The sequence below is a fragment of the Streptomyces sp. NBC_01546 genome, assembly GCF_045208355.1.
Classification (GTDB): Bacteria; Actinomycetota; Actinomycetes; order Streptomycetales; family Streptomycetaceae; genus Streptomyces.
This window is the reverse complement of the sequence record NZ_CP109379.1, coordinates 4,944,820-4,966,421: the sequence shown is the minus strand read 5'-3', so window position 1 is coordinate 4,966,421 and position 21,602 is coordinate 4,944,820. Positions and strand designations below refer to the sequence as shown.

Genomic DNA, 21,602 nt, shown 5'->3' with positions numbered 1-21,602 from the left:
CCGGCACGATTTCGACCAATTGGTATTTCGAGGGGGGACGCGTGAGGCACAGCAACGTGCGGGAGGAGGGGGCGACCGCCCAGGCCGCCGACGGCATATCCGGCGGCGGTGCGGACGCACCCGGCACCGTACCCCCACCGCGGGGCGGCCGGGCCGCCAGGCGGGCGGCCGGCCGTCGCACCAGGAAGGGCCGCCGGCGCGTGCTGCGCTGGGTGTCGTCCGTGCTGTCCCTGCTCATACTCGGGACGGCGGCGGGCGGTTACCTCTACTACCGCCACCTGAACGGCAGCATCAAGACGGACCCGCTGAACCTCGGCGAGACCAAACTGGGCGGGTCCAAGCCCAATTCCTTCGGGCAGACCCCGCTGAACATCCTGCTCATCGGCTCCGACGCGCGCAACGACGCGGCGAACCAGGCCCTCGGCGGGGCCACGGAGACCTTCGACGGCCCGCCGCTGGCGGACGTGCAGATGTTGCTGCACCTGTCCGCCGACCGCACCAACATGTCCGTGGTGTCGATGCCGCGCGACACGATGCTGATGATGCCCAAGTGCACCGAGCCGAACGGCAAGGTGCACCCGGCCAGCAAGGGCCTCGTCCAGACGAACGAGTCCCTCCAGCGCGGCGGACCGGGCTGCACGGTCGCCGCCTGGACCGAGCTGACGAAGATCCCCATCGATCACTTCATGATGATCGACTTCAAGGGCGTGGTCTCGATGGCGGACGCCATCGGCGGCGTCCCGGTCTGCGTCGAGCAGAACGTCCACTCCCGCACCCGCACCGGCGAGGGCTCCGGCCTGAAGCTGGAGAAGGGCGAGACCAAGATCCAGGGCGAGACGGCCCTGCAGTGGCTGCGCACCCGCTACGGGTTCGAGGACGGCACCGACATCGCCCGTACCCACGCCCAGCACCAGTACATGAACTCCATGGCCCGCGAGTTCCGCAAGAACGCCAAGCTCACCAACCCGGTGAAGCTCAACAGCCTTGCGCAGGCGGCCATCGACGCCATGGTCGTGGACCCCGGCCTGAACAAGATCGACAAGCTGTACGACCTCAGCATGGAGCTCAAGAAGGTCCCGCCGGGGCGGATCACCATGACCACCATGCCGTGGGTCTACAGCACGAAGCCCGGCATGAACGGACGGGTGGAGCCCCTGGCGGGCGAGGCCGAGGACCTGTTCCGGATGGTCCGCGAGGACATCGCGCTCGACGGCAAGGGCTCCGGCACCCCGGCGGCCGGCGCCTCCCCCTCGCCGGGCTCCCCCGCGACGCCCTCCGCCCCGGCCCAGCCGACCACCGCCGCGACCACCGCACCTGCCTCGTCGCCCGCGAAGATCGCGGTCTCCGTCCGCAACGCCACCGGCGGCAAGGACGGCGCCGAGGCCAAGGTCAAGCTCCGCGCGACCGACGTCGCCACGCTGCTGAACGGCAAGGGCTTCGCCAAGGCCACCGCCGACACCCAGACGGGGGCCGAGGACGCCACGGTGGTCCGCTTCGCCACCGACGCTCAGGCGGCCGACGCCGCTGCCGTCGCCACCGCGCTCGGCCTGCCCGCCACCGCGTTGCAGAAGACCGACGAGGTCTCCGGGATCGTCCTGTTCGTCGGCAAGGACTGGCGGACCGGCAACGCGCCGACCCCGCCGCCGCCCGCCCCGACGGTGGCCCCGACGTCCGCCCACGCGCTCAACGGCGACAACGACAAGGCCTGCATGCCGATCCAGGAGGGCTTCACCTGGTAGCGCGTACGCACAAGGGGCCCGGCGCGGCGGCTGTGATGTGAACAGCCGCCCTGCCGGGCCCCTTCGTACGTCTTCGTACGTCTCAGACCTGCGAGGCGTCCCGGTGCACGGCCGGGCGGCGGGTCGCGATGAGCTTGTTCGCGAGCGAGCGCGGGCTCGTCAGGAAGCCGTAGCCCCAGCACAGGTGCATCGTGGCCAGGGCGACGGGGATCTGCGCCCGGGCCTTGAGGGAGCGGCCCTTGCCCGCCGGGATGGAGCCCACGGCGATCGCCGCGAGGTAGCCGGCCGGGACGGCGAAGCCGAGCGGGGTGACGGCCGCACCCACGACCACGCCCGCCGCGATCGCGCAGACCAGGGTCGGCGGGGCCAGGTAGCGCACGTTGATGGAGCCCGCGTGGTAGCGGGCCACCACGTGGCGCCACCGGCCGTAGTCCTTGTACTGCTTGGCCAGGGCCTTCACGGAACGGCGTGGGCGGTACTGGACCTTCAGCTCCGGGGAGAACCAGATCAGGCCGCCGGCCTCGCGGATGCGGAAGTTCAGCTCCCAGTCCTGGGCGCGGATGAACTCCTCGTTGTAGCCGCCCTGCTGCTCCAGCGCCTCGCGGCGGAAGACACCGAGGTACACGGTCTCGGCAGGTCCCGCCTGGCCACCGGTGTGGAACGGCGCGTTGCCGACACCGATCTTCGAGGTCATCGCGGCGGCGACGGCCTCTTCCCAGGCGTTCTGGCCTTCGGCGTGCATGATCCCGCCGACGTTCTGCGCACCGGTCTCCTCCAGGAGGCGCACCGCGGTGGCGATGTAGTTCGGCGAGAGCATGCCGTGGCCGTCGACGCGTACCACGATCGGGTGACGTGAGGCCTTGATGGCGGCATTGAGGGCCGCCGGGGTCCGGCCCGTGGGGTTCGGAACGGTGTGGACTCGGGAATCCTCGGCGACGAGCTCGGCGGCGATCTCGTCGGTGCGGTCCGTGGACGGCCCCAGCGCGATCACCACCTCCATCTCGCCCGCGTACTCCTGTTCCAGGATGTGGCGGACGGAGTCGCGGAGGTAGTGCTCCTCGTTGAGCACCGGCATGATCACCGAGACTGCGGGCTGCTGGGCGGGCATGTGGTCCTTCAAGGTCGGGTATCGGTGTCACGTTACCGCGTACGGGGGAACCGGGTGCGCGCCGAGTGAGCGGTACGGACAGAGGCTGATCGTATGGGCCTACTGTTCTGACAAATCAGATCCATGCCGATCGTCCCCCTGCTGTCCCCGCGGAGGTGTCCACCGTGCCCCAGCCGCACCGTCCCACCCGTCCCGCCAGGCCGCCCCAGCCGCAGCGCGTACGGCGCGGCGGTGCGGGCGGCGGTCCGGCCCGGCGCCGGGGCGACAGACCCCGGTGGGGGGTGCGGATCGCGACCGGACTGTCGGTGGTGGTGCTGGGCTGCGGGGCCGTCGGACATGCCGTGATGACCGGGCTGGACACCGGGATCGAGCGGGTGGACCCGTTCAAGGACATGAAGAACCGCCCGCAGGCCGGGCACGGCCTGAACTTCCTGCTGGTCGGCACCGACGGCCGGGAGAAGGTCAGTCCGGAGGAGAAGCGCGAGTACCGCCTGGGCGGGGCGCCCTGCCACTGCACCGACACCATCATGCTCGTGCACCTGTCGGCGGACCGGGAGCGGGCGAGCGTCATCAGCCTGCCCCGCGACAGCTACGCGGAGGTGCCCGCCCACCAGGACCTCGTCACCGGGAAGGCGCACAAGGCGCACCCCGTGAAGCTGAACGCCGCCTACGCGGAGGGCGGGCCCAACCTGACCGTGCGGACCGTCGAGAACATGACCCGGGTGAAGATCGACCACTACCTGGAGGTCGACTTCACCAGCTTCATGAAGACGGTGGACGCGATCGGCGGGGTGGACATCTGCACCGCCAAGACCATGCGCGACCCGAACACCGGCCTCGACCTGCTGCCCGGCACCCACCGCCTGACCGGCGGACAGGCCCTGCAGTACGTGCGCTCGCGCCATATCGACGGGGCCTCCGACCTGGGCCGGATGCAGCGCCAGCAGCGGTTCGTCGCCGCCCTGATCAAGCAGGCGACCAGCGGCGGGGTGCTGCTCAACCCGGTGAAGTTCAAGCAGGTCAGCTCCACGCTGCTCGGCTCGGTCCGGGCCGACACGGGCTTCGGCTCGGAGCAGATGCTGGCGCTCGGGCAGGCGATGCGGGACTTCACCCCCTCCTCCTCGGAGTTCGCCTCCGTGCCGGTCGGCGACCCCTCGTTCCCGGTCAAGAGCATCGGCTCCACCGTGAAGTGGGACGAGCCGAAGGCCGCCAAGCTGTTCGAGGCGCTCCGGCAGGACCGGCCGCTCGCCCCGGCCCGGCCCGGGAAGACCGCGGGCCGGGCCGCGGCGGTGCCCGTGGACGTGCCCCCGCAGCAGGTCCGGGTCCAGGTGGAGAACGGAACCCGGATCGACGGGCTGGGCGGCCGGGTGGACGCGGCCCTGCGCGCCACCGGCTTCGACACCACCCGGGCCCCGGGCAACGGCGCCGGCCGCGACGTCAGGCGCACGGTGATCACGTACGACCCGCGCTGGGACCGCTCCGCCCGGTCGGTGGCGGCCGCGCTGCCCGGCAGCGAGCTGCGGGCGGTGGCGCGCCAGGGCCGGACGGTGGTGGTGATCGCGGGCTCGGACTACCGCAAGGTGGTGCCGGTGCGTGCGGAGGATCCGTACCAGGGCACCTTCGGGGTGCTCACGGGCGACGAGGTGACCTGCGGGCAGTGAGCCGGCACCGGGGCGGCTGCCGGACGGGTGCCGGTCAGCCGTGGGTCATTCGTCGAAGCCCTGGGCGGCCCGCTCCTCGCGCAGGGCCATGATCGCCTGGCGGCGGGCGAGCCGGTGCGTGCGGCGGATCTGGGCCTCCTGGTAGCGCCGCTCGTCCTGCTCGGTCTCCGGCAGCACGGGCGGGACCCGGCGGGGCTTGCCGTCGGCGTCCACGGCCGCGAAGACCAGGTAGGCGCTGCCGACCTGGGTGGCGGGAGTGGACTCGTTCCACCGCTCCGCGAGGACCCGTACGCCGATCTCCATGGAGGAGCGGCCCGTCCAGTTGCACTGGGCCTTCACGTGCACGAGGTCACCGACCCGTACGGGGGCGAGGAAGACCATCTCGTCCATGGAGGCGGTGACCGCGGGGCCACCGGAGTGCCGCCCGGCCACGGCCCCGGCCGCGTCGTCCACCAGCTTCATGATCACGCCGCCGTGCACCGTGCCGAGGAGGTTGGTGTCGTTGGCCGTCATGATGTGGCTGAGGGTCGTACGGGAGGCCGCGGTCGGCTTCCCGGGCAGCTCGCCCGGTATCTCTGTCATACGGACACCTTAGATGCGTTGTGGAGGCATCAGCTCTGCAACAGGACCGGCACGGAAGTCCCCCCGGGCTGTCGGACGACACGCCCGGGCAGGCATCCTAGGGCGCATGAATGACTGGCCTGAAGGTCGTGACGACGGGTACGGGCGCGGCAGCGCGGGAGCGCAGCCCGAGGGCGCGCAGCGGATGCGGCATGTCCAGCGGCAGCAGCCCCCGCGCCCGGCGGTACCGCCGCCCGCCCGGCGGCCCGGGCCGCCGCCCGCACCCGGTGTGCCCCCGCAGCAGGCGCAGGGCCACGACACGTACGGCGGCTACGACAGCGGCTACAACACCGGCCAGGTCTACGGGAACCCCTCGGGCCCCGGCGGTCCCGGCGGCCCCGCGCAGCCGCCCTCGGGGCCCGGCCGCCCCGGGCGGGCGCCCGGACCGGCCCCGGACTGGCGCAAGCGGATCAAGATCGGTTCGATCGTGCTGGTCTCCGCGCTGGTGGTGACCACGGTCTCCACCTACTTCTGGGCGGACTCCAAGGTGCGCCGCGAGGTCGACCTGTCCAAGGTCATCGAGCGCCCGAAGGAGGGCGACTGCACGACGTACCTGATCGTGGGCTCCGACAGCCGCGAGGGCATGTCCGACGAGGAGAAGAAGAAGCTCCACACGGGCTCGGCCGAGGGCAAGCGGACCGACTCGATGATGATCCTGGCGAAGTGCTCCAGCGGGAACACGATGATCTCGCTGCCGCGCGACTCGGACGTGGAGATCCCGTCCTTCGTCGGCTCCCAGTCGGGCAAGAAGTTCCCCGCGCAGGGGCGCCGGGTCAAGCTCAACGCGGCGTACGCGGAGGACGGCCCCGAGCTGCTGGTGCGGACGGTGGAGCACAACACCGGCCTGCGGATCGACCACTACGCGGAAATCGGCTTCGCCGGCTTCGCGAACATCGTGGACGCGCTGGGCGGGGTGGAGCTGGACATCGAGGAGGGCTTCAAGGACGAGAAGTCGGGCGCCGACTTCAAGGCGGGCAAGCAGACCCTGAACGGCGAGCAGTCGCTGGCCTTCGTACGGACCCGGTACGCCTTCGCCGAGTCGGACCTGCAGCGGACGAAGAACCAGCAGAAGTTCCTGTCCGCGCTGGCCAGCCAGGCGGCGACCCCGTCCACGGTCCTCAACCCGTTCGAGCTCTACCCGCTGCTGGGCGCGGGCCTGGACACCCTCATCGTGGACAAGGACATGGGCCTGTACGACATGGGTCAGATGTTCTTCGCGATGAAGGGCGTCAACGGCGGTGACGGCGTCTCGATGAACATGCCGATCTCCGGGCAGCGCGGCGGCAACCTCGTCTGGGACAAGGCGAAGGTGCAGCAGCTGGTGAAGCAGATCCAGAACGACGAGAAGGTCACCGTCCGCGGCAACTGACGGCGACCGCGCCCGCCTCCCCGGATCAGGTCTCCCCGGATCACGCGTCCGGGGAGAAGCGGGTCAGGCGTCCGGGGAGAAGCGGATGGCGGCGTCGGGCAGCTGGGCCCCGCACCACACCCGGGCGCCCGCGCGCAGCTCGTTGTCGGCCCCCACGACGGCGTCGTCGCCGATGACGGCGCCGTCGAGCACGGTTCGCGCGCCCACCGAGGCGCGCGCGCCGATCAGCCCGGCGCTGACCTGCGCGTCGGCGCCGATGACGGCGCCCTCCAGCACGATGGAGCCCTGGACGACCGCGCCCGCCTCGATCCGGGCGCCGGCGCCCACGACCGTGCCTCCCGACAGCTTGGCCCCGGGCGCCACCTGGGCGCCGGGCAGTACGAGGGACTCGCCCCGGCGGCCGGGGACGGCCGGGGAGGAGACCACGCCGCGGACCAGGTCGGCGGAGGCCTGGACGATGGCCTCGGGCTTGCCCAGGTCCATCCAGTAGGTGTTCTCGGTGACGCCGTGCAGCGTGGCGCCGGACGCCAGCAGGCCGGGGAAGGTCTCGCGCTCGACGGAGACCGGGCGGCCCGCCGGGATCGAGTCGATCACGCTGCGGCGGAAGACGTAGCAGCCGGCGTTGATCTGGTCGGTGATGATCTCCTCGGGGGTCTGCGGCTTCTCGGTGAAGGCCAGCACCCGCCCCTCGGAGTCGGTGGGGACCAGACCGAAGGCGCGCGGGTCCTCGACCCGCACCAGGTGCAGGGAGACGTCGGCGTCGGCCGCTTTGTGGGATTCGACGAGGCCGGCGATGTCCAGGCCGGTGAGGATGTCCCCGTTGAAGACGAGGACGGCGGAGTCCGGGCCTCCGGTGAGCAGCCGGGCGGCGTTGCGGATGGCGCCGCCGGTGCCGAGCGGCTCGTCCTCGACGACGTACTCCAGGTGGACGCCGAACTCGGACCCGTCGCCGAAGTAGGGCTCGAAGACCTCGGCGAGATAGCAGGTGGCCATCACGATGTGCGTGACACCGGCGGTGGCGGCACGGGCTATCTGGTGGGCGAGGAACGGGACGCCTGCGGTCGGAACCATCGGCTTCGGCGTGTTCACCGTCACGGGACGCAGCCGCGTCCCCTGTCCGCCGACCAGCAGGATCGCTTCCGTCATTGCGTTCTCCCCAACCGACTCCGGCGTACGAAGGTCCAAATTTAGCCCATCCGAGTGGCACCCAAGGGCCTGAGGTGGAGTAACGCACACCCGCGCACACCCGGACAGCCGTAGTGCCCGGCGTGTCCCCAAATGACCGGGCCGCCCCGTCGATCTTGACTCCTACGATCCTTCGCGCGGGTCCCCGGACGCTCGCCGGCCGGGAACGGACCGTGACCATCCTCCGGCACCCCCAGAAGGAGTCGTCCGCATGCTCACCTCGATCACCGGTCTCCGCAGAAGACTCGGCCTGACCTGCACGGCGACCGCAGCGGCCGTGGCGCTCGTGGTCGCCGGGCCGGGCGCGGCGCTGGGGGCGTCGGGCGACCTGGACCCGACGTTCGGCGCGGGCGACGGGATCGTGATCACCGACCTCGCCTACTACGAGGACAGCCCGGACATGGTGCTCCAGCCCGACGGCAAGATCCTCACCGTCGGGACCCTGACACCGGCCGAGGGCGGCGACAGCGCCTTCTCGCTGCTCCGCTACAACGCGGACGGATCCCCGGACACCACCTTCGGCGACGGCGGCGCGGTGGCGACGACCATCAGCTCCGGTGACTCGGGCCAGGCGCTGACGCTCCAGCCGGACGGGAAGATCGTCGTGGCCGGCTCCAGCATCGTCGAGCAGAACGGCATCGCCTGGGGCCAGTTCACCCTGCTGCGCTACCTCCCGAACGGCACCCTGGACACGACCTTCGGCGACGCCGGCCGGGTGTTCCCGGACTTCGGCCAAGGCTCCTCGGGGGCCGCGGTGCGGGTGCTGGGCAACGGCAGGATCCTCGCCGCCGGAGGGGCCCAGGGCGGCTTCGCGCTGGCGCGCCTGATGCCCGACGGCAGCCTGGACAACACCTTCGGCGGCGGGGACGGCCGGGTGACGAGCCCATTCGCGGTCGGCGGCGCATCGGTCCAGGACCTGGCGCTGCAGTCCGACGGAACCATCGTCGCCGTGGGCACGGCGGGGTACGTGCCCCCCGCCTACAGCACCGACGTGGCCATGGCCCGCTACACCCCGGACGGCAGCCCGGACACCGGCTTCGACGGCGACGGGCAGCTGCTCCTCGACTGGGGAACCGCGATCGACGCCGCGAACGGCGTGGTGCTGCAGCCGGACAGCAAGATCGTCGTGTCCGGCTACAGCTCCGAGGGCTTCACGACGGCCCGCTTCAACACCAACGGCACCCCGGACACCACCTTCGGCGGTGACGGCCGGGTGGGCACCACCTTCGAGGCCGGTTCCGGCGTCGCCAATGACGTGGCACTCCAGTCCGACGGCAAGATCGTCGCCGCCGGAGGCGGGGCCGGAACCGGGGACCCCCACGACTTCGCGGTGGTCCGGTACAACACCGACGGCAGCCTGGACAGCACCTTCAGCGGCGACGGCAAGGTGACGACCGACGTGGGCCCGTTCTACGAGGACGACTGGGAGCAGGGCCAGGCCCTCGTCATCCAGCCCGACGGAAAGCTCGTCGTGGCCGGCGTCACGGAGGACGGCACCGCGCGCGGTGTGATCCGTTACGAGGTCTCGGGAACCACCCCGCCCCCGGCGACCGCGGACCTGCTGGTGACGAAGACGGGCACCCCCGCCACGGTCGCCCTGGGTGACGCGGTGACCTACACCGTGAAGGTGACCAACAAGTCCGCGTCGACCGCGACGGCGACCGGGGTCCAGCTGACCGACTCCCTCACCGGCACCGGTAACGGCACGATCCTCTCCGCCACCACCAGCCAGGGCAGCTGCACCAACACCCCGTCCCAGGCCACCTGCGCCCTCGGCAGCCTCGCCCCCAACACCACGGCCACGGTGACGATCACCGCCGAGCCCTCACGCGTGGGCACCCTCACCGACACGGCGACGGCGAGCGCCACCCAGAGCGACCCGGTCCCCGCGGACAACACGGCGAGCGCCGCCACCACCGTCAACAACACCCGCGGCTGCACGATCACCGGCACCAGCGGCAACGACACGATCAACGGCACGTTCTCCAACGACGTCATCTGCGCCCTCAGCGGCAACGACACCGTCAACGCGAGCTTCGGCAACGACACCGTCCACGCCGGACCCGGCAACGACCGCGTCGACGGGGGCTACGGAGACGACACCCTCTTCGGCGGCCCCGGGAGCGACAACCTGATCGGCAACTTCGGCAACGACCGCCTCAACACCGTCGACGGCGTCCCCGCCAACGACACCGCGAACGGCGGCTACAACACCGACACGTGCACCACGGACACGGGCGACACCAGGGTCAGCTGCCCCTGACCCCCGGACACGCGAACGACCCCCGGCGGCATGCCGGGGGTCGTTCGCGTATCAGTGGTGCGGGCCGGGCCGGTTACGGCAGGTTGCGGGCCATGACGATCCGCTGGACCTGGTTCGTGCCTTCGTAGATCTGGGTGATCTTGGCATCGCGCATCATGCGCTCCACCGGGTAGTCACGGGTGTAGCCGTAGCCGCCGAGGAGCTGGACGGCGTCGGTGGTGACCTCCATGGCCACGTCGGAGGCGAAGCACTTGGCCGCGGCGCCGAAGAAGGTGAGGTCTTCCTTGTCGCCACCGGCGGAAACGCGCTCCGACTTGGCGGCCGCCGCGTACGTCAGCTGGCGGGCGGCCTCGATCTTCATGGCCATGTCCGCGAGCATGAACTGCACGCCCTGGAAGTCGCCGATCGGCTTGCCGAACTGCTTGCGCTCCTGGACGTAGCCCTTGGCGTAGTCCAGGGCGCCCTGTGCGATGCCGAGCGCCTGGGCGGCGATCGTGATGCGGGTGTGGTCGAGGGTCTTCATCGCGGTGGCGAATCCGGTGCCCTCGGCGCCGATCATGCGGTCCGCCGGGATGCGGACGTTGTCGAGGTAGACCTCGCGCGTCGGGGAGCCCTTGATGCCGAGCTTCTTCTCGGGCGCACCGAAGGAGACGCCCTCGTCCGACTTCTCGACCACGAAGGCGGAGATGCCCTTGGAGCGCTTCTCCGGGTCGGTGACGGCCATCACCGTGTAGTACTCGGAGACGCCCGCGTTGGTGATCCAGCGCTTGACGCCGTTGAGCACCCAGAAGTCCCCGTCGCGCACGGCGCGGGTCTTCATGCCGGCGGCGTCGGAGCCCGCGTCCGGCTCGGAGAGCGCGTACGAGAACATCGCGTCGCCCTTGGCCAGCGGGCCGAGGTACTTGGCCTTGAGCTCCTCGGAACCGGAGAGGATCACCGGGAGCGAGCCGAGCTTGTTCACGGCCGGGATGAGGGAGGAGGAGGCGCAGACGCGGGCCACCTCCTCGATCACGATCACGGTGGCGAGGGCGTCGGCGCCCGCGCCGCCGTAGGTCTCGGGCACGTGGACGGCGTGCAGGTCGCTGGCGACCAGGGCGTCGAGGGCCTCCTGCGGGAAGCGGGACTCCTCGTCGACCGCGGCGGCGAACGGCAGGATCTTCGCCTCGGCGAGCGAGCGGACCGACTCGCGGAGCATGTCGTGCTCCTCGGCCGGGCGGTACAGGTCGAAGTCGGCAGAACCCGCCAAGATCTCTCACTCCCCAGGGTGATGCGTGATGCTAACTACCGTTAAGTAACCCAAGCTTAGTGTCCGGTGTGCGGATGGCGGTATGGACGGCCTACGTGAGTTGCGTGACAGAGGGGCCACCTGCCGGAGAACGTCCCCCGTGACGGGCCCGACTATGCTCAGTGGCCGCAAACGGCCCGCACCCCCCTGGAGCACCCATGGCCCCCCTCAGGATCACTGTGATCGGCACCGGATACCTCGGCGCGACGCACGCCGCGGCGATGGCGGAGCTGGGGTTCGAGGTGCTGGGGCTGGACGTGGTGCCCGAGAAGATCGAGATGCTGGCGTCGGGCCGGGTGCCGATGTACGAGCCCGGGCTGGAGGAGCTGCTGTCCTCGCACGTGGCCGGGCTGCCGGGCTCCACGGGGCGGCTGCGGTTCACGACCTCGTGGGAGGAGGTCGGGGAATTCGGCGACGTGCACTTCGTGTGCGTGAACACTCCGCAGAAGCACGGCGAATACGCGTGTGACATGTCCTACGTCGACTCCGCGATGGCCTCGCTGGCCCCGCACCTGACGCGGCCGGTGCTGGTGGTCGGCAAGTCCACCGTGCCGGTGGGCTCGGCGCAGCGGCTGGCCGCGAAGCTCGCGGAGCTGGCGCCGGCGGGCGCGGAGGTGGAGCTGGCCTGGAACCCGGAGTTCCTGCGGGAGGGCTTCGCGGTGCAGGACACCCTGCACCCCGACCGGATCGTGATCGGCGTACAGGGCGAGCGCGGCGAGAAGCTGCTGCGGGAGGTGTACGAGACGCCGATGTCGGAGGGGACCCCGCTGGTGGTCACCGACTTCCCGACCGCCGAGCTGGTGAAGACCGCCGCGAACTCCTTCCTGGCCACCAAGATCTCCTTCATCAACGCGATGGCGGAGGTGTGCGAGGCCGCGGGCGGTGACGTGGTCAAGCTGGCGGAGGCCATCGGCTACGACGACCGGATCGGCGCGAAGTTCCTGCGGGCCGGGATCGGCTTCGGCGGCGGCTGCCTGCCGAAGGACATCCGGGCCTTCATGGCCCGCGCTGGCGAGCTGGGCGCGGACCAGGCGCTGACCTTCCTGCGGGAGGTCGACTCGATCAACATGCGGCGCCGCGGGCACATGGTGGAGCTGGCCCGCGACGCCGTCGGCGGCTCGTTCCTCGGCAAGCGGGTCGCGGTGCTCGGAGCCACCTTCAAGCCGGACTCCGACGATGTCCGCGACTCGCCGGCGCTGAACGTGGCCGGGCAGATCCACCTCCAGGGCGGCCAGGTCACCGTCTACGACCCCAAGGGCATGGACAACGCCCGGCGCGTGTTCCCGACGCTGGGGTACGCGGACTCCGCGCTGGAGGCGGCCCGGGGGGCGGAGGTCGTCCTCCACCTCACCGAGTGGCGCGAGTTCCGCGACCTGGATCCGGCGGAGCTGGGGGGCGTCGTCACGGACCGCCTCTTGCTGGACGGCCGCAATGCGCTTGACCCGGCCGTCTGGCGTGCGGCTGGCTGGACCTACCGGGCCATGGGCCGCCCGCGGGCCTGAACCGTGGCCCTGCCGGGCCGGGTGGGTGCGGCGCCGTTGCTGGGATTCAAGCAGGCGGGCGGCGGTGTTGGGCGGCGCGGGAGGTGAATTCCGCGTCGCGGAGGACTCGTTGGGCGTTGCCCCAGGTCAGCAGGGCCAGGTCGGCTTCGGGCCAACCGCGGTCCAGGAGTTCCGCGATCAGGCGGGGGTAGCCCGAGGGGTCGGTCAGGCCCGATGGGCGGGGACTGCCCGGCTCGGTGCCGAAGGCGGCGCCGAGGCCGACGCACTCCGGGCCCGCGACGGCCCGTACGTGGTCGATGTGGTCCGCCACCGCGTGCAGGGAGTCCCCGGTCCGGTCGGCGTCGAAGGTGACCATCGCCAGGCCGTTCGCCTCCCGCAGCGCCAGCAGGACCTCGTCGGTGACGTTCCCCGGATGCGGGTTCAGGGCGGCGGCCGCCGTGTTGGAGACGATCACCGGGGCCTTCGAGGCGGCCGCGAGCTGGCGGGCCGCCGTCGGCGGGCACCCGGTCAGGTCCAGCACGATGCCCAGCCGGTTCGCCTCCTGGACCACCTCGTGCCCGAAGGCCGTCAGGTCGTGCTGGGCCCAGGGCGCTCCCGCGGGCGCGAAGATCCGTACGCCCAGCGCGTGGAACGCGTGCAGCGCGCTCAGCGAATCGGTGAGCGTACGGCCGGGCACGGGCCCGAGGAAGCAGGCGATGCGGCCTCGGTTGCGGGCGTCCGCCATGTCGTCGGCGGTCAGCGCGAGGCACAGGCTGTCGGGGTAGCGGCGCAGCAGGGCCAGCGCCACGTCGATCTGTTCCAGGGTGTCGGACACCACCTGATCGACGGCCGCGGCCTCGCGCGGGGTGAGCAGCGACCAGAACTGGGCACCCACTCCCCCGGCGCGCAGCCGCGGAATGTCGGTGTCGATACCGGCGTCGGGGGTGTCGATGTCGTGGTACGGGCTCTGGCGCAGGGTCCAGACGAGCGTGTTGCACCCGTCCGCGACGGGATGCACGGACAGCAGCGCGGCAGCCCGTTCGAGGGCGCCGGCCAATGCTGTGGGGGCGGGAAGGTCTTCCGCCCCGATGCCCACGGAGTGGGGTTCATCCTGCAGGTCGGCCATGGCGTTCGCTCCGGTCTCGGCGGCAGCAGGGAGAGATGGTGCCACCGTGACACGCGGGACGCCCGGGTCGCCCGGCAGGTGTGGCATTCGGGTGTAATCCGCAGGTCACACCCGGTTGCCCCACCCACCCGGCCTGCTAGATCACCGCGTTCGACGGGCCCCGGGATGCCGACAGGTCCCGCGCCACCGCCTCCGCGTCGCGCAGTACCCGTACCGCGTTGGACCAGGTCAGCTTCGCCAGGTCGGCCTTCGACCAGCCGCGCGCGAGCAGCTCCGCGATCAGGTTCGGGTAGCCCGCCACGTCGTCCAGCCCGGACGGGGTGAAGGCCGTGCCGTCGTAGTCCCCGCCGATGCCGATGTGGTCGATCCCGGCCACCTCGCGCATGTGGTCCAGGTGGTCGGCGACCGTGGCGGCCGTGGCCACCGGGCGCGGGCGCTCCGCCTCGAAGGCCCGGTGCAGGGCCATCGCCTCGGGCGTGGTGTCCAGGTGGTGGAAGCCGTGGGCCCGCAGGTTCTCGTCCGCGGCCTGCGTCCACTCGACGGCTGCCGGGAGGATGAACTTCGGGACGAAGGTGGCCATCGCCACCCCGCCGTTGGCCGGGAGCAGCGCCAGCACGTCGTCGGGGATGTTGCGCGGGTGGTCGCAGACCGCGCGCGCCGAGGAGTGCGAGAAGACCACCGGCGCGGCCGAGACGGCGAGCGCGTCGCGCATCGTCGTCGCGGCCACGTGCGAGAGGTCCACCAGCATGCCGACGCGGTTCATCTCGCGGACGACCTCGCGGCCGAAGTCCGTCAGGCCGCCGTGCCGGGGCTCGTCGGTCGCCGAATCCGCCCAGTCGATGGTGTCGTTGTGCGTGAGCGTCATGTACCGCACGCCCAGCTGGTGCAGGGCGCGCAGGGTGGCGAGCGAGTTGTTGATGGAGTGGCCGCCCTCGGCGCCCATCAGGGAGGCGATCCGGCCGCCGGCGCGGGCCGCCTCCATGTCGTCCGCCGTCAGCGCCCGTACGAGGTCGCCGGGGTAACGGTCGATCAGCTGGGCGACGACGTCGATCTGCTCCAGGGTGGCGCTGACCGCCTCGTCGCCGGCGTAGTCGGAGCGGACGTAGACGGACCAGAACTGCGCGCCGACCCCGCCGGCGCGCAGCCGGGGGATGTCGGTGTGCAGGTGGGCGGACTGGTCGTCCGCGATGTCCCGTTGTGCCAGGTCGTAGCGCACCTGCTGACGCAGCGCCCAGGGCAGGTCGTTGTGGCCGTCCACGACGGGGTGCTCGGCCAGCAGCTCGTGCGCCTCGTCCAGGCGCTGCGCCGCGCTCACTTGCCGAATCCGAAGGACCCCGCGCCCGCGATCTTCGTACGCAGCCGCCTGCCCTTCTCGGTGGCCTGGTCGTTGAGCTCCTGCTGGAACTCGCGCATGCGGCCCAGCAGCTCCTTGTCGTGCGCGGCCAGCATCCGTACGGCCAGCAGGCCGGCGTTGCGCGCGCCGGCGACCGAGACGGTGGCGACGGGAACTCCGGCGGGCATCTGCACGATCGACAGCAGCGAGTCCATGCCGTCGAGGTACTTCAGCGGGACCGGGACGCCGATGACCGGCAGCGGGGTGACCGAGGCGAGCATGCCGGGCAGGTGGGCGGCCCCGCCGGCGCCCGCGATGATCGCCTTGAGGCCGCGGTCGGCGGCCTGCTCGCCGTACTCGATCATCTCGCGCGGCATCCGGTGCGCGGAGACGACGTCGACCTCGTAGGGGATCTCGAACTCGTCGAGGGCCTGGGCGGCGGCCTCCATGACGGGCCAGTCCGAGTCGGAGCCCATGACGATGCCGATGACGGGGGCTGCGGCGGAGGTGCTCATTCGGTGACCGTTCCTCGGAGGTAGTCGGCAGCGTGGCGTGCGCGCTCCAGCACATCGTCCAGGTCGTCGCCGTAGGTGTTGACGTGGCCGACCTTGCGGCCGTGTTTCACGTCCTTGCCGTACATGTGGATCTTCAGCTGGGGGTCGTGGGCCATGCAGTGCAGGTACGCCGCGTACATGTCGGGGTAGTCCCCGCCCAGCACGTTCGCCATGACCGTCCACTTGGCGCGGGAGCGCGGGTCGCCCAGCGGGAGGTCCAGGACCGCGCGTACGTGGTTGGCGAACTGCGAGGTGATGGCCCCGTCCTGGGTCCAGTGGCCGCTGTTGTGCGGGCGCATGGCCAGTTCGTTGACGAGGATGCGGCCGTCGACGGTCTCGAACAGCTCCACGGCCAGGTGGCCGGTCACGCCGAGCTCCTTGGCGATGCGCAGGGCCAGGCCCTGGGCCTCGCCCGCCAGCTCCTCGGAGAGGTTCGGGGCGGGGGCGATCACCGTGTCGCAGACCCCGTCCACCTGGACGGACTCCACGACGGGGTAGGCCACCGCCTGGCCGTGCGGGGAGCGGACGATGTTGGCCGCGAGCTCGCGGACGTACTCGACCTTCTCCTCCGCGAGGACCGGGACGCCCGCCCTGAAGGGGGCCTCCGCGTCCTCCGGGGTGCGGACGAACCACACGCCCTTGCCGTCGTACCCGCCGCGCACCGTCTTGAGGATGACCGGGAAGCCGCCCACCTCGTCCGCGAAGGCCGCCACGTCCGCCGGATCGCTCACGATCCGGTGGCGGGGGCTCGGCGCGCCGATCTCGTCGAGCTTGGCGCGCATCACCCCCTTGTCCTGGGCGTGCACCAACGCATCGGGCCCCGGGCGGACGGGGATGCCGTCCGCCTCCAGGGCCCTGAGGTGCTCGGTGGGTACGTGCTCGTGATCGAAGGTGATCACGTCGCAGCCGCGCGCGAAGGCGCGCAACGTCTCCAGATCGCGATAGTCGCCGATGACGACGTCGCTCACGACCTGGGCCGCCGAGTCCTGTGGGGTGTCACTGAGGATCTTGAATCTGATGCCGAGGGGGATGCCCGCCTCGTGGGTCATGCGGGCGAGCTGTCCGCCGCCGACCATGCCGACTACCGGGAACGTCACTCCTCCAGGGTATCCGGCGGTATTCCGCCATCCGGACGTGACCCTGGCGCGGACGCGTGGTGTGCCGTGCGTCGCACGGTGTCCGAAGGCACAGACGGACCACAGGGGCGACACTTAACATGTGGGGGTTGACGGAGAACAGCGGACGCCCCGCGCGGGGCGGTGACCGACAGGGACTGACCATTCAGATGAGCACGCCGGGGAACGGATCTGTTCTCGAACGCGTACGCGGTCTCGTTCGGGAGGTCGCCAAGTTCGGGGCGGTCGGCGGTCTGGGTGTGCTGGTCAACCTGGGTGTCTTCAACCTGATCCGCAACACGACCGACCTCCAGGTGGTGCGCGCGAGCGTGATAGCCACCGTGGTCGCCATCGCCACGAACTACCTCGGCTTCCGCTACTTCGCCTACCGGGACCGCGCCCAGAGCGGCCGGACCCGCGAGCTGGCCCTGTTCGCCGCCTTCAGCGCGATCGGCCTCGTGATCGAGAACGGCGTGCTGTACACGGCCACGTACGGCTTCGGCTGGGGCGGACCGGTCGCCACCAATGTGTTCAAGTTCATCGGCATCGGCACCGCGACCGTCTTCCGCTTCTGGTCGTACCGGACCTGGGTCTTCAAGGCCCTGCCCCCGACCGCGGAGGCCGAGCCGATACCCGAGCCGGCGCCGCTGCCCAAGCCGGAGCGCAAGCCGATGCCCGAGCCGGAACCGGAACCCGCGGCGAGCTAGCGGGCCCGGCAGACCTGGCGGACCTAGCGGACCGTCTTCTCCGGTTCGCTGCGCTCCGGGGCCGTCCGGCTCAGGAACAGCGCGAAGACCGGCGGCTGCGCCTGGAGCAGCTCGAGGCGCCCGCCGTCCGCCTCGGCGAGGTCCCGGGCCACGGCCAGGCCGATGCCGGTGGAGTTGCGGCCGCTGATGGCCCGCTCGAAGATCCGGTTGCCGAGGTCCGGCGGGACTCCCGGCCCTTCGTCCGTGACCTCCAGCACCGCCTGGTTCCCGATCACCCGGGTGCGCAGGGCGACGGTGCCGCCGCCGTGCATCAGTGCGTTCTCCACCAGGGTCGCCAGGACCTGGGCGACCGCGCCCGGGGTGCCGACGGCCCGCACGCCCTGCTTGCCGGAGCGCACGATGGCGCGGCCGGCGCTGCGGTAGGCGGGGCGCCACTCCTCCACCTGCTGTTTGACGACCTCGTCGAGGTCGAAGGGGACCGCCGAGCCGGTCCGCGGGTCCCGCGAGTTCGTCAGGAGGCGCTGGACCACGTCCGTGAGCCGCTCCACCTGGGTGAGGGCGATGGTCGCCTCTTCGCGCACGGTCTCCAGGTCGTCGGTGACCGTGATCTCCTCCAGCCGCATCGACAGCGCGGTGAGCGGGGTGCGCAGCTGGTGGGAGGCGTCCGCGGCCAGGCGCCGCTCGGCGGTCAGCATCCGCCCGATCCGTTCGGCGCTGGAGTCCAGTACGTCCGCGACCCGGTCAAGCTCGGGGACCCCGTACCGCTTGTGCCGGGGCCGCGGGTCTCCCGATCCGAGGCGCTCGGCGGTCTCGGCGAGGTCGGTGAGCGGGGAGGCCAGCCGGTTCGCCTGCCGTACGGCGAGCAGTACGGCCGCCACGACGGCCAGCAGCGCCACGGCGCCGACCACCACGAGGGTCCGCCCGACCTCCTTGGTGACGGTGGAGTGGGCTTCCTCGACGACCACGATCTCGTCCTGCTCGCCGCGCGCGGTGCCGCGGATGACGTCTTCGTCGATCCGGTCGCCGACCTCCACCGGGGGCTGCCCGGGGATGGTGATCGTGGCGTGGTGGCCGACGTCCAGCTGGTCGGCGAGGGCCGTCGGGTCGACCTGCTTCCTCTCCAGGACGTTCGCCTCGACGATGCCCACCAGTCGCTGCGCCTCGTACTCGATGCGGTCCTGGGCGCTGCTGGTGATGGTCCGGGTCTCCACGATCACCAGGGAGACGCCGAAGACGGCGATCACGACGAGTACGACGGCGAGCGTGGAGTTGATCAGACGGCGGCGCATGGCTTAGAAGGTGCTCAGCTCTTCTCGAAGCGGAAGCCGACGCCCCGGACGGTGGCGATGTAGCGGGGGTTGGCGGCGTCGTCGCCCAGCTTCTTGCGCAGCCAGGAGATGTGCATGTCGAGGGTCTTGGTGGAGGACCACCAGGTGGTGTCCCAGACCTCGCGCATGAGCTGGTCGCGGGTGACGACCCGGCCGGCGTCGCGGACCAGGACGCGCAGCAGGTCGAACTCCTTGGCCGTGAGCTGGAGCTCCTCCTCCCCCATCCAGGCCCGGTGCGATTCGACGTCGATGCGCACGCCGTGGGTGGCGGGGGGCTGGGCCGTCTCGTTCGCGCCGCGCCGGAGCAGGGCCCGGACCCGGGCCAGCAGTTCGGCGAGGCGGAAGGGCTTGGTCACGTAGTCGTCGGCGCCGGCGTCGAGGCCGACGACCGTGTCGACCTCGTCCGCGCGGGCGGTGAGGACCAGGATCGGGAAGCCGTGGCCCTCGGCACGCAGCCGGCGGGCCACTTCCAGGCCGTCCATGCCCGGCAGGCCGAGGTCCAGGACGACGAGGTCGACGCCGCCCTGCAGTCCGGCGTCCAGGGCCGTGGGGCCGTCCTCCCGGACCTCGACCTCGTACCCTTCCCGGCGCAGAGCGCGGGCCAGGGGTTCCGAGATGGATGCGTCGTCCTCGGCGAGCAGTACACGCGTCATGTGGGTGATGGTAGTCCGCGCGGCTGGATCTAGGGGGCCGCGGGAACACCCCTGCCTATCTGGGCTTATGAACTACTAACCGCCTTCGAATATGGTCGAACGGTTCCCGCGCCACCTTGTGATCCATATCTCAAGTCCTTCCTTATGCCGCCCTGTCCTGTCGTATGGTGTCGAGACGCCTGATGCACTACCTCAGGGACCTTTGTGCCGAAAAGCGCGCCGAAGGTCTCTATTTCTGTCCTGACCGAAACGGGCAGTCTTGACGGACTGACCTGTCCGGGCTTGATGACAGTGAATGACCTGTGGGCCGGGCCCGTCGCGCGATGATGCGCGGCCGGGCGTGGATCCCGGTTACGGACATCCCTTCGCCCCCGACCCCACGGGGGCGAGACCCCCGGGCGTGGGGTGGGACTTCCGCTGCCGGTGCCGGCCACCCCCCACCGGGCGCTGATGGGCTCACGAAGCCACGCGTCCCGAGCAAGCAAGGATCGACCATGGCTTCCAGCCTGACGAGGGACGCGGCGGATCCGTCCACCGAGAAGACCTTCTTCGGCCACCCCCGTGGCCTGGCCACGCTGTTCATGACCGAGATGTGGGAGCGCTTCTCCTACTACGGCATGCGCGCACTTCTCGTGTACTACCTGGTCTCGGGCGGTGCCGACGCCGCCACGGGCAGCCAGGGCGGCGGCCTCGCGATGACCGCGGCCACCACCACGGCGATCTACTCCGTGTACGTCTCGATGGTCTACCTGATGGCCATGCCGGGCGGATGGTTCGGAGACCGTGTCTGGGGCGCCCGCAAGACGGTCGCGATCGCCGGTTTCGTGATCATGGCTGGCCACCTGTCGCTGGCCCTTCCGGGCCAGGCGATGTTCTTCGTCGGTCTGATCCTGGTGGCGGCCGGTTCCGGTCTGCTCAAGGCCAACATCTCCACGATGGTCGGCCACCTGTACGACGGCCCGGAGGACCCGCGCCGCGACGGTGGCTTCACCCTCTTCTACGTCGGCATCAACCTCGGCGCCTTCGTCGCCCCGCTCGTCGTCGGCACGGTCGGCAAGGAGCACAACTGGCACATGGGCTTCGCCCTCGCCGCCGTCGGCATGGGCCTGGGTCTCACCCAGTTCCTGCTCGGCACCAAGCACCTGAGCCCGAAGAGCAGCGTGGTCCCGAACCCGCTGTCCGCGGAGGAGCGCAAGGCCGTCCTCACCAAGGTCGTCTTCGCCGTCCTGGGCATCGCCCTCTTCTACGGCGCCGTGGTGGCCCTCGGTGCCTACACGCTCAACTGGGCCCTGGTCCCGCTGACGCTGGCGGGCCTGATCATCCCGATCGCCGTGCTGGCGCGCATCAAGCGCGACAAGGACCTGTCGGGCTCCGAGCAGTCGAAGATGACCGCGTACATCTGGTTCTTCATCGCCGCTGCCGTCTTCTGGATGATCTACGACCAGGGTGGCTCCACGCTGTCCCTGTTCGCGGACGACAAGACCGCCGGCACCGTCTTCGGCTTCGACTTCTCGGCCACCTGGTACCAGTCGCTGAACCCGCTGTTCGTGATGGCCCTGGCCCCGGTCTTCGCCTGGCTGTGGCTGTGGCTGGCCCGCAAGAACCAGGAGCCGAACACCATCGTGAAGTTCGCGATGGGCCTGGTCCTGATCGGTGCCTCGTTCTTCGTCTTCGTCGTGCCGATGGGCATGGCGACCGGCGACGTCAAGGTCTCCCCGATGTGGCTGGTCTCGATCTACATGATCCAGACCATCGGCGAGCTGTGCGTCTCCCCGGTCGGCCTCTCCGTCACCACGAAGATGGCCCCGCAGAAGTACGCCTCCCAGATGATGGGTGTCTGGTTCCTCGCGGTCACCGCCGGTGACTGCATCACCAGCCTCCTGTCCATCGGCGGGGTGGACCTCAACGGCACCTCGGTGATCGCCTTCCAGGCGCTCGCCGCGGTCCTGGCCGGTTTCGCGGTCTACGCGTACCGCAAGAAGGTCCAGACCCTCATGGGCGGCGTGCACTGACGCACCCCCTCCGGCACGTGAGCGGCCCGGCACACCGAAAGGTGTGCCGGGCCGCTCGCGTT

17 protein-coding genes are annotated in these 21,602 nt (G+C 70.9%); 7 read left to right on the top strand and 10 right to left on the bottom strand.

What is annotated here, in order from left to right; all coding sequences use genetic code 11:
- Positions 1–41 precede the first annotated feature (41 nt).
- Positions 42–1,739, top strand: a complete 1,698-nt coding sequence (locus OHA89_RS22715; RefSeq protein ID WP_257556064.1) for an LCP family protein — start codon at positions 42–44, stop codon at positions 1,737–1,739.
- Between the two features lie 82 nt (positions 1,740–1,821).
- On the opposite strand, the gene OHA89_RS22710 is transcribed toward OHA89_RS22715, so the two are convergent.
- Positions 1,822–2,847, bottom strand: coding sequence for a glycosyltransferase family 2 protein (locus OHA89_RS22710; RefSeq protein WP_215139409.1), 1,026 nt, complete (start codon positions 2,845–2,847; stop codon positions 1,822–1,824).
- Positions 2,848–3,128: 281 nt separating this feature from the next.
- Here OHA89_RS22710 and OHA89_RS22705 point away from each other — a divergent pair, with 281 nt between their 5' ends.
- On the top strand, positions 3,129–4,508 hold the full coding sequence (locus tag OHA89_RS22705; RefSeq protein WP_406368563.1) for an LCP family protein: 1,380 nt from the start codon (positions 3,129–3,131) through the stop codon (positions 4,506–4,508).
- Positions 4,509–4,553: 45 nt separating this feature from the next.
- Here OHA89_RS22705 and OHA89_RS22700 read toward each other — a convergent pair whose 3' ends face one another.
- Positions 4,554–5,090, bottom strand: a complete 537-nt coding sequence (locus OHA89_RS22700) for an acyl-CoA thioesterase (protein WP_215139411.1) — start codon at positions 5,088–5,090, stop codon at positions 4,554–4,556.
- Between the two features lie 106 nt (positions 5,091–5,196).
- Here OHA89_RS22700 and OHA89_RS22695 point away from each other — a divergent pair, with 106 nt between their 5' ends.
- On the top strand, positions 5,197–6,498 hold the full coding sequence (locus OHA89_RS22695) for an LCP family protein (RefSeq protein ID WP_215139412.1): 1,302 nt from the start codon (positions 5,197–5,199) through the stop codon (positions 6,496–6,498).
- Between the two features lie 63 nt (positions 6,499–6,561).
- On the opposite strand, the gene OHA89_RS22690 is transcribed toward OHA89_RS22695, so the two are convergent.
- A complete protein-coding gene (locus tag OHA89_RS22690) occupies positions 6,562–7,644 on the bottom strand; it encodes a sugar phosphate nucleotidyltransferase (RefSeq protein WP_406366955.1) in 1,083 nt (360 codons plus the stop codon).
- A gap of 250 nt (positions 7,645–7,894) precedes the next feature.
- Between OHA89_RS22690 and OHA89_RS22685 the strand changes: the two genes are divergently transcribed.
- Entirely contained in the window at positions 7,895–9,946 is a 2,052-nt protein-coding gene (locus OHA89_RS22685) for a calcium-binding protein (RefSeq protein ID WP_406366954.1), read from the top strand.
- A gap of 73 nt (positions 9,947–10,019) precedes the next feature.
- Here the strand turns inward: OHA89_RS22685 and OHA89_RS22680 are convergent, their stop codons facing one another.
- On the bottom strand, positions 10,020–11,192 hold the full coding sequence (locus OHA89_RS22680) for an acyl-CoA dehydrogenase family protein (RefSeq protein WP_215139415.1): 1,173 nt from the start codon (positions 11,190–11,192) through the stop codon (positions 10,020–10,022).
- Between the two features lie 197 nt (positions 11,193–11,389).
- On the opposite strand from OHA89_RS22680, the gene OHA89_RS22675 reads away from it, so the two are divergent.
- Positions 11,390–12,733 (top strand): UDP-glucose/GDP-mannose dehydrogenase family protein, encoded by a 1,344-nt coding sequence (locus tag OHA89_RS22675; protein ID WP_215139416.1) that lies wholly within the window; start codon positions 11,390–11,392, stop codon positions 12,731–12,733.
- A 46-nt stretch (positions 12,734–12,779) separates the two neighbouring features.
- Here OHA89_RS22675 and OHA89_RS22670 read toward each other — a convergent pair whose 3' ends face one another.
- The 4 genes from OHA89_RS22670 to OHA89_RS22655 all read right to left on the bottom strand — a co-directional run bounded on the left by OHA89_RS22670 (position 12,780) and on the right by OHA89_RS22655 (position 16,801).
- Positions 12,780–13,838, bottom strand: a complete 1,059-nt coding sequence (locus tag OHA89_RS22670; protein WP_266609520.1) for a dipeptidase — start codon at positions 13,836–13,838, stop codon at positions 12,780–12,782.
- A 136-nt stretch (positions 13,839–13,974) separates the two neighbouring features.
- Positions 13,975–15,153 (bottom strand): dipeptidase, encoded by a 1,179-nt coding sequence (locus tag OHA89_RS22665; protein WP_215139418.1) that lies wholly within the window; start codon positions 15,151–15,153, stop codon positions 13,975–13,977.
- Positions 15,150–15,686 carry a 5-(carboxyamino)imidazole ribonucleotide mutase gene (gene purE, locus OHA89_RS22660; protein WP_266609519.1) on the bottom strand — a complete coding sequence of 179 codons (537 nt, stop codon included), beginning with the start codon at positions 15,684–15,686 and terminating at the stop codon, positions 15,150–15,152. Before purE ends, OHA89_RS22665 begins: the two co-directional genes overlap by 4 nt.
- Entirely contained in the window at positions 15,683–16,801 is a 1,119-nt protein-coding gene (locus OHA89_RS22655; RefSeq protein WP_257559422.1) for a 5-(carboxyamino)imidazole ribonucleotide synthase, read from the bottom strand. The genes purE and OHA89_RS22655 overlap by 4 nt, the downstream gene beginning before the upstream one ends.
- A 209-nt stretch (positions 16,802–17,010) precedes the next feature.
- Between OHA89_RS22655 and OHA89_RS22650 the strand changes: the two genes are divergently transcribed.
- Positions 17,011–17,547, top strand: a complete 537-nt coding sequence (locus OHA89_RS22650; protein ID WP_257556058.1) for a GtrA family protein — start codon at positions 17,011–17,013, stop codon at positions 17,545–17,547.
- 23 nt (positions 17,548–17,570) lie between these two features.
- On the opposite strand, the gene OHA89_RS22645 is transcribed toward OHA89_RS22650, so the two are convergent.
- The gene (locus OHA89_RS22645; protein WP_406366952.1) at positions 17,571–18,836 is read right to left on the bottom strand and encodes an ATP-binding protein; all 1,266 of its coding nucleotides are present in this window, start codon (positions 18,834–18,836) and stop codon (positions 17,571–17,573) included.
- A 14-nt stretch (positions 18,837–18,850) separates the two neighbouring features.
- Positions 18,851–19,528, bottom strand: a complete 678-nt coding sequence (locus OHA89_RS22640; protein ID WP_215139424.1) for a response regulator transcription factor — start codon at positions 19,526–19,528, stop codon at positions 18,851–18,853.
- 494 nt (positions 19,529–20,022) lie between these two features.
- Between OHA89_RS22640 and OHA89_RS22635 the strand changes: the two genes are divergently transcribed.
- Positions 20,023–21,540 carry a peptide MFS transporter gene (locus OHA89_RS22635; RefSeq protein ID WP_266609517.1) on the top strand — a complete coding sequence of 506 codons (1,518 nt, stop codon included), beginning with the start codon at positions 20,023–20,025 and terminating at the stop codon, positions 21,538–21,540.
- Positions 21,541–21,602 lie beyond the last annotated feature (62 nt).

Bases quoted from the DNA above. Each gene is read 5' to 3' on its own strand.
- OHA89_RS22675 (WP_215139416.1), top strand. From the start codon at position 11,390: ATGGCCCCCCTCAGGATCACTGTGATCGGCACCGGATACCTCGGCGCG.
- OHA89_RS22650 (WP_257556058.1), top strand. From the start codon at position 17,011: ATGAGCACGCCGGGGAACGGATCTGTTCTCGAACGCGTACGCGGTCTC.
- OHA89_RS22685 (WP_406366954.1), top strand. From the start codon at position 7,895: ATGCTCACCTCGATCACCGGTCTCCGCAGAAGACTCGGCCTGACCTGC.
- OHA89_RS22655 (WP_257559422.1), bottom strand. From the start codon at position 16,801: ATGGTCGGCGGCGGACAGCTCGCCCGCATGACCCACGAGGCGGGCATC.
- OHA89_RS22700 (WP_215139411.1), bottom strand. From the start codon at position 5,090: ATGACAGAGATACCGGGCGAGCTGCCCGGGAAGCCGACCGCGGCCTCC.
- OHA89_RS22640 (WP_215139424.1), bottom strand. From the start codon at position 19,528: ATGACGCGTGTACTGCTCGCCGAGGACGACGCATCCATCTCGGAACCC.
- OHA89_RS22645 (WP_406366952.1), bottom strand. From the start codon at position 18,836: ATGCGCCGCCGTCTGATCAACTCCACGCTCGCCGTCGTACTCGTCGTG.
- OHA89_RS22635 (WP_266609517.1), top strand. From the start codon at position 20,023: ATGGCTTCCAGCCTGACGAGGGACGCGGCGGATCCGTCCACCGAGAAG.
- OHA89_RS22710 (WP_215139409.1), bottom strand. From the start codon at position 2,847: ATGCCCGCCCAGCAGCCCGCAGTCTCGGTGATCATGCCGGTGCTCAAC.
- purE (WP_266609519.1), bottom strand. From the start codon at position 15,686: ATGAGCACCTCCGCCGCAGCCCCCGTCATCGGCATCGTCATGGGCTCC.
- OHA89_RS22695 (WP_215139412.1), top strand. From the start codon at position 5,197: ATGAATGACTGGCCTGAAGGTCGTGACGACGGGTACGGGCGCGGCAGC.
- OHA89_RS22690 (WP_406366955.1), bottom strand. From the start codon at position 7,644: ATGACGGAAGCGATCCTGCTGGTCGGCGGACAGGGGACGCGGCTGCGT.
- OHA89_RS22670 (WP_266609520.1), bottom strand. From the start codon at position 13,838: ATGGCCGACCTGCAGGATGAACCCCACTCCGTGGGCATCGGGGCGGAA.